Annotated in this window: 8 protein-coding genes; all 8 read left to right on the plus strand. The window is 51.2% G+C overall.

Annotated elements, in window-relative coordinates; translation table 11 throughout:
- The first annotated feature begins 168 nt into the window (after positions 1-168).
- Positions 169-1,467 (plus strand): hypothetical protein, encoded by a 1,299-nt coding sequence (locus BLR06_RS08135; RefSeq protein ID WP_245698070.1) that lies wholly within the window; start codon positions 169-171, stop codon positions 1,465-1,467.
- Positions 1,468-1,555: 88 nt separating this feature from the next.
- The gene (locus BLR06_RS08140) at positions 1,556-2,029 is read left to right on the plus strand and encodes an OmpH/Skp family outer membrane protein (protein ID WP_092071088.1); all 474 of its coding nucleotides are present in this window, start codon (positions 1,556-1,558) and stop codon (positions 2,027-2,029) included.
- Positions 2,030-2,114: 85 nt separating this feature from the next.
- Positions 2,115-3,059 (plus strand): molecular chaperone Skp, encoded by a 945-nt coding sequence (locus BLR06_RS08145; RefSeq protein ID WP_139164465.1) that lies wholly within the window; start codon positions 2,115-2,117, stop codon positions 3,057-3,059.
- Between the two features lie 86 nt (positions 3,060-3,145).
- Positions 3,146-3,568, plus strand: coding sequence for an OmpH/Skp family outer membrane protein (locus BLR06_RS08150; protein ID WP_092071094.1), 423 nt, complete (start codon positions 3,146-3,148; stop codon positions 3,566-3,568).
- An 18-nt stretch (positions 3,569-3,586) separates the two neighbouring features.
- Positions 3,587-4,615 (plus strand): UDP-3-O-(3-hydroxymyristoyl)glucosamine N-acyltransferase, encoded by a 1,029-nt coding sequence (lpxD, locus tag BLR06_RS08155; RefSeq protein WP_092071097.1) that lies wholly within the window; start codon positions 3,587-3,589, stop codon positions 4,613-4,615.
- A 234-nt stretch (positions 4,616-4,849) separates the two neighbouring features.
- Positions 4,850-5,476: a YjbH domain-containing protein gene (locus tag BLR06_RS08160; protein WP_092071099.1), complete on the plus strand. Its 627-nt coding sequence runs from the start codon at positions 4,850-4,852 to the stop codon at positions 5,474-5,476.
- A 74-nt stretch (positions 5,477-5,550) separates the two neighbouring features.
- On the plus strand, positions 5,551-6,405 hold the full coding sequence (locus BLR06_RS08165) for a lysophospholipid acyltransferase family protein (RefSeq protein WP_092071102.1): 855 nt from the start codon (positions 5,551-5,553) through the stop codon (positions 6,403-6,405).
- Between the two features lie 219 nt (positions 6,406-6,624).
- Positions 6,625-8,994, plus strand: coding sequence for a hypothetical protein (locus tag BLR06_RS08170; RefSeq protein WP_245698071.1), 2,370 nt, complete (start codon positions 6,625-6,627; stop codon positions 8,992-8,994).
- The last annotated feature ends 57 nt before the right edge of the window (positions 8,995-9,051 follow it).

The following is a 9,051-nucleotide window of genomic DNA, read 5'->3' on the forward strand; positions in this document are numbered from 1 at the left end:
AAAAATACCGGACTGGGATACCCGCAAAGCAGGCGAAGGACATAAAGTGGGGCCCCCAATAGCCCGCTGCAGTGTCAACGTTTTTTGCATCTGTTTTGTACCTGGCGTTCGCCCGTGTTTCATTTGCCGGCCGGCAAGTCATGCGCCGGTGCGTACCGCAGAATGGAGGTGCAGGCTATTATAAAAAAAAGCATGCAATTTGCTTGCTTATTGCTGGCAATATTCTTATTTGTTCCCGGTACAGCGGCAGCAGCGGATGATACCATTGATCACATTACAGTGCAGGTAACCGCCAGTAATACTGCGCAGCCTCCGCCGGTGCGGATTGCCAAACGAATGTCGGCCAGTGTGAGCACAATTGGTGAAAGCGTACTGACCGGTCGTAAAATTGCCGAGGTCGCAGCCAGAAGGGATTCTTATGAGAACCTGATCCGGGAGGTTTTCGGCCGGATACTGGTAGGCTATTCGGTACAGCAGGTAGTGATTGCGCCCGGGGAAACCACTGCAATCAGCGTTACTGTCACTCCCTGGGGGGAAGTGGTCAGCGACGTGGCGCTGGAAGTTGATTTTGGCCCCGTATCGCCGGCGGTAGCCGGAATTATTCGTCAGGATATCGGGAATATCGAGGAACGGATCAATGAAGTGTTAATTGGTCTGCCGGTTGATGCCGTTGACTGGGCCGGCAGTGTATCCAAGTCGATGGTGCGCGAACTGCTGGCAGCACAGCTGCCGGAGTTTAGAGCCAACCTGGAAGTGATTCCGGGAACCCGGACGGTGGTGAAGCTGGCTCTCATCCCTCAGGGGATGATCGTTCAGGATGTCCGGGTAGTGCTCAAATCCCAATCGATACCCAATCTGCTGCTGCTGCAGGCGCGCCCGAAGATCAGCGAAGCGGCTAATACTCTGACCGGTTTGCCGGTAGCTTTTGTCGAGCGGCATAAGGACTACTTCACTGCCCGCGTTCAGGATATGGTGACCAGTCAGGCTGTTGTCAAACGATATAGCCTGACCGCCGTTCCTGCCATCAATGCCGCCACCAGTACCGAAATCAATGTCGCTGTGGAAACAACGAAATATAATATCGCGCTGGAAGGCTATCTGGATTTCGGGCGGGATCATGACAGTTCTTCCGCCAAGCTCCATTTGGGCCGGTATACATCCTCCAAGGATGAAGCTTTCTTTGAGGCCGAGTTTGTACCGCGGTCGGTCAGCTGGCGGTTTATGCCCGGCTGGGGCCGCCGCTTAAGTCAGGTTACTACAGTGGGGATTAAGTATGAGCTTAACCATAAACAGGAGATTTTGTGGCTCAATCAGCAGCTTGGCGACAACTGGCAGCTGCGTCTGGAACAAACGCCGTCCGAAAACTACAGTGAGTTTGGCGTACGCTATAAGATTCATGAGTTTCTCAGTGCAGAATACGTGTTTACTGACAAGGAGAACTGGTTCAGACTGGTAGGCAATTTATAGTCCTTTGTTGAATAACAGCAATGCTTTTGATATAATGAAGCAGAATAAAATTGAGTGCCGCTTAAGGCAGAGAGAAGGAGATCAACTGATGTTGAAACTGGAAAAAAAGCAAATAAAACTGATTACCCTGGCGGTTGCCGCCGTATTCATTTTAGGTACAGTAGGCGTGGCGATTGGCCAGTACGGTACCTCCCAGGCATCGGCTGCGGCCAATACTTCCAAAGTCGGTGTGGTGAATCACCAGATGCTGGTATCGCAGCACCCGGACATGGCTAAGGCCCAGGAAGCCATGCAGGCTGAAGTTGCTCAGGCCAAAAAAGATTTTGATGAAAAATCGGCCAATATGAATGATAAAGAACAGCAGGACTATTACCTGCAGCTGCAGCAGCGTTTAAACTTAAAGCAACAGGAACTGATTGCACCGGTCTTTGACAAGGTTGACGCAGCCATCAAAGCTGTGGCTGATTCCAAAGGTCTTAGCATTGTCCTGGACAAGGGCAATGTTGTCTATGGCGGTCAGGATATTACCGATGAAGTGGTCAAGAAATTCTCAGGAAAATAATTTTATTAGCAGGTCAGCTAAATAACATTTTGGCAGCCGAGTCAGGGGTTACCGGGCTCGGCTCTTTATTAGAAAGGGTGGTCTGGTGTCCATTAAACGCACTGTTATACCACTAATGGTTTTGCTGGTATTGGTTGCAGCCACCGGCTGCTTCAACAAAACGGCCCAACAAGACACCGCAGCTCCTGCCGGTATTGGCGTTATTGACCTGAATAAGGCGGTTGAAGTCCATCCGAAATATCAGCAGCTGCTGACCTTGAAAAAAGAGCTCAATACCATTGTGGCTCAGGCCGAGGTTGAGCAGCAGCAAGCCGCCGCCAAGGCCAAACCGCAGGCCGGCGGGCTGCTGCCGCCGGACGGTGCAGCGCTGAATACGGCGCTGGAGCAGGAATTTAAAGAGAAAATGGCGGCTAAACAGGCTGAACTGCAGCAAACGCTGGCGGCGAAAGCTGGCGACTTGCATAGTAAGCTGGAAACTGAGCTGAAAGAATATAGCAGTGAGGTTGATCAAGAATATCAGCCACAGATTTTTAATTTGCAGTTAAAACTAAAAACGGTCCAATTAAGTCAGGAAGAACTGACGGCTCTGCAGGCTGAAGTCCAGAAGCTGCAGCAAATACGCAGCGAAAAACTTGCGATCAAAGAAAAAGAACTGTCTGAGCGCATGAACGCCTCGCTGGCTCCGGAGCAGGCCGCGGCTGAGCAGCAATTAGCGGCTTATGCCAAGGAGCTTCAGGCCGAACTCGCGCAAAAGGCGGCAGCGGCGAGTGCTGAAATAGCCGCCCGCAATCAGGCTTCCCTGGATAGCCTGGCTCCGGATCCCGGTGCTGTGACTGGCCAGTTGGCGCAGCAGGCTGGCATGAAACGGCAGGAGATTCAGGTTCTGGAGGAATTTATCCTGCAGGATGTGCGTGATAAAGCCGCGAAAATTGCCGCTGAGCGTCAGCTTGACAGTGTAATCGCCAATGTCCAGGTCAATGTCAGTGCAATGGATATTACTGAGGCCGTCATTGCCGAGTTTAAGAAATAACCGAGTCGTGCATAATATGAGGAGACTGCCTGGTGCGGTCACTTGGACGATAGTTAAATTTTGGAAATGAATTGGGGGATTGAATTATGAAACTGAGTAAAAAGCAGATTTTACTTTTCCTGGTAGCCTTTGTCGCCGTTATCTTTATCAGTGGCTGCAGCAGCAACACCCAGAATGTCGGTGTGCTTGATGTAAATAAGGTAATGTCCGACAGTCCCAAAATAAAGCAGTTTCAGGATCAGTTAAACACCAAGGGAAAAGAACTGAGCGATCAACTGGAAAAAGACAAAGCCAGCCTAAGTGCTGAGGAATTTCAAAAGCGGCAGGAAACTGCTTATGGTGAATTTTTGAAAACCAAGCAGGAGCTGGAAGGACAGATCGATTCCAGCATTAAGCAGGTTCTGGATCAGGTTGCTCAGGAGAAAAAGATGGGTGTCATTCTTTACAAAAATGGTGTAGCCCAGGGCGGAACCGATATTACTGATGAAGTCATTCAGAAATTGCAATAGTTATCGGGAGGTTGTCCGTTGAAAAAGACACTAAAAGAAATTGCTGAGCTGGTTGACGGGACAATAAGCGGAGAAGAAAATCTGATGATCACCGGCGTGACCAATATTGAGGATGCCGGCCCCAATGATATTACTTTCGCCGTTGCGCCGCATTTGGAGAAAGCGCTGGCTTCTCGGGCCGCGGCTGTCATTATCCCGTCCAACGTCACTAAGTTTGCCAAACCAGCCATCCGGGTTGATCATCCCCGGATGGCTTTTACCAAATTGCTGGAGCTTTTTACGCCGCCGTTAACGGTAAAACGCGAAGTGCACGAGAGCGTTATAGTAGGCAATCATGTTAAGCTGGGCGAGAATGTTGCCATTTTGCCTTATGCCGTCTTGGCTGATGATGTGGTCATCGGCGACAACACGGTCATTTATCCTCATACCTATATCGGTCAGGGTGTGGTGGTCGGGTCTGACACGCTGATTCATTCCAATGTCGCTATCCGGGAATTCTGCCGGATTGGCAGCCGGGTAGTCGTGCAGAGCGGCGCAGTGATCGGCAGTGATGGCTTTGGTTTCATTACCATGCAGGGCCGCCATCATAAGGTGCCCCAGGTAGGTAATGTGGTGATTGAGGATGACGCCGAAATTGGCGCTAATGTCACCATTGACCGGGCGACAACCGGCAGTACGATTGTAAGAGCAGGTACAAAAATTGATAATCTGGTGCATTTGGCTCATAATGTCGTGATTGGGGAGAACTGTTTTTTGGTTGCCCAAACGGGTATTGCCGGCAGTGTTCAGATTGGCAATAATGTAACCTTTGCCGGTCAATGCGGCAGCGCCGGGCATCTTCTCATTGGCGATAATTGCGTGTTTGCAGCCAAGTCTGGAATTATCAGCGATGTTCCGGCAGGCTCTTTCTACGCCGGGTTTCCAGCCAGGCCGCACAAGGAATGGCTGCGGGGCGAAGCTGCCCTTCATAAGTTACCAGGTTTATTAAAAAAATTCCGCGACCTGGAAAAACGCCTGGAGCAGGTAGAAGAAAAAAACAACCAATAAGAGGCAAAAAACTGCCAAGTACGCAAGGCGCACGAAAGGTTGCCCAATTCCTTTTAGCGGGGGCGCGGGCCGTTCCTTCTTTTCGTGGTTTAGGTACTCTGCGGTTCGTCATTTCAGTTATTTTTACACAGATATTACCTATGCCCGCCGGCAGGATATCAGGCCAGACATGCTGAATATAACAACATTGTGCGGATTTGCGTTAGACTTACTTTTCACAGGAGGATTTTATAAATGAAAAAAATTATGCTTGCTGCGGTGTGCGCGACTTTTATAGTAACCGCTCCTGTTGCCGCCGCCCCTGCAGTTAACGGTTCAACGGGGTTAATCAATACTCCTTCGGCCGACGTATTGCGTGAAGGCCAGTTTTCCCTGGGCTACTATAATCTCCACGAAGGCAATGCCGGCAGCTTTGGCATCGGCATTGCGCCAAAGCTGGAGCTTAGCGTTGCCGCTTTTGACTATGACCGCCGTTCCAATGAAACCTATCTGAATGCCAAATTCGGGGTATTGCCGGAATCGGTGATGACCCCCGGCCTGGCCATAGGGATAGAGGATATGGCAGATGAAACGGATCGTTCTTTTTATGCGGTAGCCAGCAAGGGCTTGCCCTTAGGCTTTAGAATCCACGCCGGGGTGGGAAATGGCCGCTATGACGGTTTCTTTGCCGGAATCGAGAAGGTTCTTAATCCGGTGAGCGTTGTCACCGGGAATAGCGTTTTCCCGACAACATCGCTGATTGCTGAATATGACGGACACGATATGAACTTCGGGGCCAGGCTGACCCTGGTATCAGGCCTAAAGGTTGATGCAGGCTGGCGGCACGACAAAACATATGTTGGCGCGACCTTTACTTACTAAACTCCTTGCCGGTACGGTCAGATACAGTGCAGGTTGCAGAGTATTGGCTGTAAAGCGTGCAGGGGGGTAGAATCATGTTATATGGGATTGCCAGATTATGCAGCGCGATTGTTTGTATACTGCCAAAGCGGATTAGAAGGCTGCTGGGCACGCTGCTGGGCGAGCTTTGCTGGCTGTTGGTGCCGGCCAAACGTAAAAGGATGGCTGTCGAAAATGTCAGGCAGGGCCTGTTGGTTTCGTCAGGCGAAGCTCGGGTTATTGTTAAACAGAGCACGGTGCGGTTTGGCCGGATGCTGCTGGAAGTGCTGGCCTTTCCGGCAATCAAGCGGGAGGTCCACCGGTATATCCACTTTATTGGCACAGACCATCTGACCGAAGCGCTTTCTTATGGCCGGGGCGTAATCCTGGCGACAGCGCACAGCGGGAACTGGGAGTTACTGGGGGCAGCCTTGGCGCTTAATCATTTTCCGCTGTGCGCTGTGGCGCAAAAGCAGACCAATGCTGGAATGGACCGACTGATCAACGATTACCGGGCGCTGGTGGGCATGCATGTCACCTATAAGAAAGGCGTACGGGAAATGATTAAAATGTTGTCGGAAGGAAAAATTATCGGTATGCTGATGGATCAGGACGCAGGCCGTGACGGCGTTTTCGTTGACTTCTTTAACCGGGAGGCCTCGACGCCGCGCGGGCCTGCTTATCTGGCCCGCTTGAAGGAAGCGCCGATTATTCCGGCGTTTATTACCGAAAACGCCGATAGCACTCATACCGTTATTTTACAGCAACCCATCTGGCCCCGGGTGACCGGGCAGCGTGAGCAGGACATTCTGGCTACCACTCAGCAGCTGACGCACATTATTGAACGGCATATCAGAGTCCAGCCGGCCGAGTGGTTCTGGCTGCACAACCGTTGGAAAACAACGCCCTGAAAATTGAACATTCCTCTCTAAAGAAGCGTGGCAGCATAGGGGCAATCCCTATGCTGCACGCTTCTTTGTCTTTGCTTTGCCGCCGGGACGGCTCTAAAAACAGGCGGCTTCCGAGAGCTTTGCTGCGACAGCCTTGTAAAAGTATATATAAATTACTATAAAAGTATATACAAAAATACACTTATATGATATAATAACACCTTGAGAAAAGAGGTGACAATGATGAAGTACTTAGCTGACTTGAGGAAAGCAATCAGTAGAAGTGTAATTAAAAATTCTTTTAACCGGGATATTCTGGCTTTACTTGTAGTCAGCGTAATCGTTGGCTCCATTGTGGCCGGGGCAATATCCTATGGTGCGAATGCCTACTTTTCCAAGACTCTGGCAAGTCTTGTCGGTGAGTATGGCGAGTACGACCTGTTGATTCAGGTCAGGGAAGAAAAGAAAGCGGATGCAGCACTGCAAATTCAGAAGATTATTGATGACAGTTTACAAGGCGCTCAACTGAAGGAAGGTCCGACCTTGACCGGTAAGACCAATTTCTTTATTGCGCTGCCTGCACAATATAAAACAAAACAAGTGTATGAGGATTTAGGCCGGATCTTCGGCAGTATTCCCGGCGGGGCGAGCGCGGGCGTTATGACCGAACCGCGCCTGACCATTCGCGGTGTGCCGGACGGCGCCAAGAATATGCTGATTGAGCGTATTCTGAAGCTGGACGGCGTGCTGTTTGCTTTTAGGGACGGCGGGTCTGTTGGCGTTATTATGACGGCCTTGGATAAAACGGCAGCCGTAAATGAACAAATTAAAGCCATGCTGAATGAATATCAGGTGGTGGAAATCAGTTTTCCGGCCGGCGCTGAACCGGCCAACCCGATTCAGCTGGGCGAGGAAATCGCCGCTGATATCAAAACCAGGTATAATGTGGAATATGCGCAAAATGCATCGGTTGACGGGCAAAATGATGATATGACTTCCATGGTTAGTACCATGATGGAATTGAAACGCTTTTTGCTCGCCTATGCTTCGCAAATTGTTATTCAGCCGTCTGAAGGCAGCCAATTGCTGAAAGGGGATGTTGTGGCCTTTCAGGGGAATGCGGCAAGCCGGCCGGCTCAGGGCGGCAGTCCGGAGCAGGGGAATATTCTGGTGGAAATTACCGGCGTGCGGACTGACGGAAGTGCGGAAGGGGTAATTACCCAGGGAGATGCCGCGCTTTTGACTGACAATCAGGGTTATAAAGTAACCAATAACATCATTGGCGATTACGCCGGGGTTGCCAGCTCCCGCAATCCGCGGCAGCAATTAGAGTCGGCTTTAACCGGAACGGCCCAACTGGCCGAACAGATACCGGGCTTTGCCCAGGAAACGAAAAGTATGAGCCGGATTGCTTTAACTACGCTTGACAGTTATGGCAGCAGTTTAAGCGCGATTGAAGAGACCATGCTGAATATGCAGTCGGCCGGCGATGCCATTCAGGCCGCTGCCGGCGGCTTAGCCGATATGGATACCAGTGCGGTGCAAAGCCAGCTCGATACGTCGTCCCGGGCGATGGGCAATCTGCTGAATACGCTGCAGGTGGTAAAGCTGGTCAGCCCCGATGCGGCCGGCGCGATTGACAATGTTGCCGGAACGCAGCGCAGCCTGGACCGTTTAAAGGACAATCTCAATTCGCTGGAAGGGGTCGCCGTTGATGCCCGGCAGGCAAAAAGCACGATTGATGAGGTAGTCGCAAACGGCAGCGCCACCCTGGCAGTCTTACGGTCGTTCGATATTGACGGGGCAAAAGCGAATTTGCTTGCTGCAAATGAGCGCCTGTCCAAACTGGAGGATCTTGATGCGCCGCTGATTACTGCCCAATTGCAATATCTGGCGGCGGCGGCGCCTAACCTAAAGGATGAGGATATCAACAGTTCGGTTAAACTGCTGGATAAATTTATTGACGGACAAGTTATCCCCAGTCAGCGGATTCAGATTCTGACCAGCAGTACAATCAGTACTGAGGCGATTGCTCCTATTGTTCAGCAGCAGGTTGGTCATGCCAACAGTTCTTTATACTCAAGCTCCTTAGGCGTAATTGAGCCTAACACCCGGGGCGAGGTATATCAATTGCTGAATGAAGTTAAGGCAATTCTGGCCGGCATGGCCGCAATGATCATTACGATCCTGTTTTTAGTATTGGATCATACGGCGGTAATGACAGTTGTCCGGCGCAGACGGTTGGCGCAACAGGGCAAAGTAAAGGTGAGCGGCTGGCGGGGCCTTGTGTCGCGGATTGCCGTTACCTTTACAGCTCCTGAGCGGCAATACGGAATGCTGGTTGGCGCGGTACTGCTGACGGCGATGTTTAAGCTGAGCGGCGGGGGAATTCCTTATCTGCCCTGGCTGGGCGTGCCGCTGATCGGTGCGCTGCTGGGCCTGATTGTCGCCAACTATGCGGAGAAGATCAGCCCGATTTCCGGCGATGAGGTTTTGGCCGGCGAGTCCCTGGGGCTGTCCTTTGATGAAATCATGCGCGAAATTGTCGTGCCAAGCGGCCGGCCAGGCCTGCTGCAGAAGCTGAACAGCCGCAAAGTTAAGTTTAAGTGAAACGAACCACAGAGTACACAGAGTTAACGGAGGGGAGAATGGTTTGAAAAAAGTGAT

This window comes from Dendrosporobacter quercicolus (genome assembly GCF_900104455.1).
Lineage (GTDB): Bacteria > Bacillota > Negativicutes > DSM-1736 > Dendrosporobacteraceae > Dendrosporobacter > Dendrosporobacter quercicolus.

Bases quoted from the DNA above. Each gene is read 5' to 3' on its own strand.
- BLR06_RS08140 (WP_092071088.1), top strand. From the start codon at position 1,556: ATGTTGAAACTGGAAAAAAAGCAAATAAAACTGATTACCCTGGCGGTT.
- BLR06_RS08150 (WP_092071094.1), top strand. From the start codon at position 3,146: ATGAAACTGAGTAAAAAGCAGATTTTACTTTTCCTGGTAGCCTTTGTC.
- BLR06_RS08160 (WP_092071099.1), top strand. From the start codon at position 4,850: ATGAAAAAAATTATGCTTGCTGCGGTGTGCGCGACTTTTATAGTAACC.
- BLR06_RS08165 (WP_092071102.1), top strand. From the start codon at position 5,551: ATGTTATATGGGATTGCCAGATTATGCAGCGCGATTGTTTGTATACTG.
- BLR06_RS08170 (WP_245698071.1), top strand. From the start codon at position 6,625: ATGATGAAGTACTTAGCTGACTTGAGGAAAGCAATCAGTAGAAGTGTA.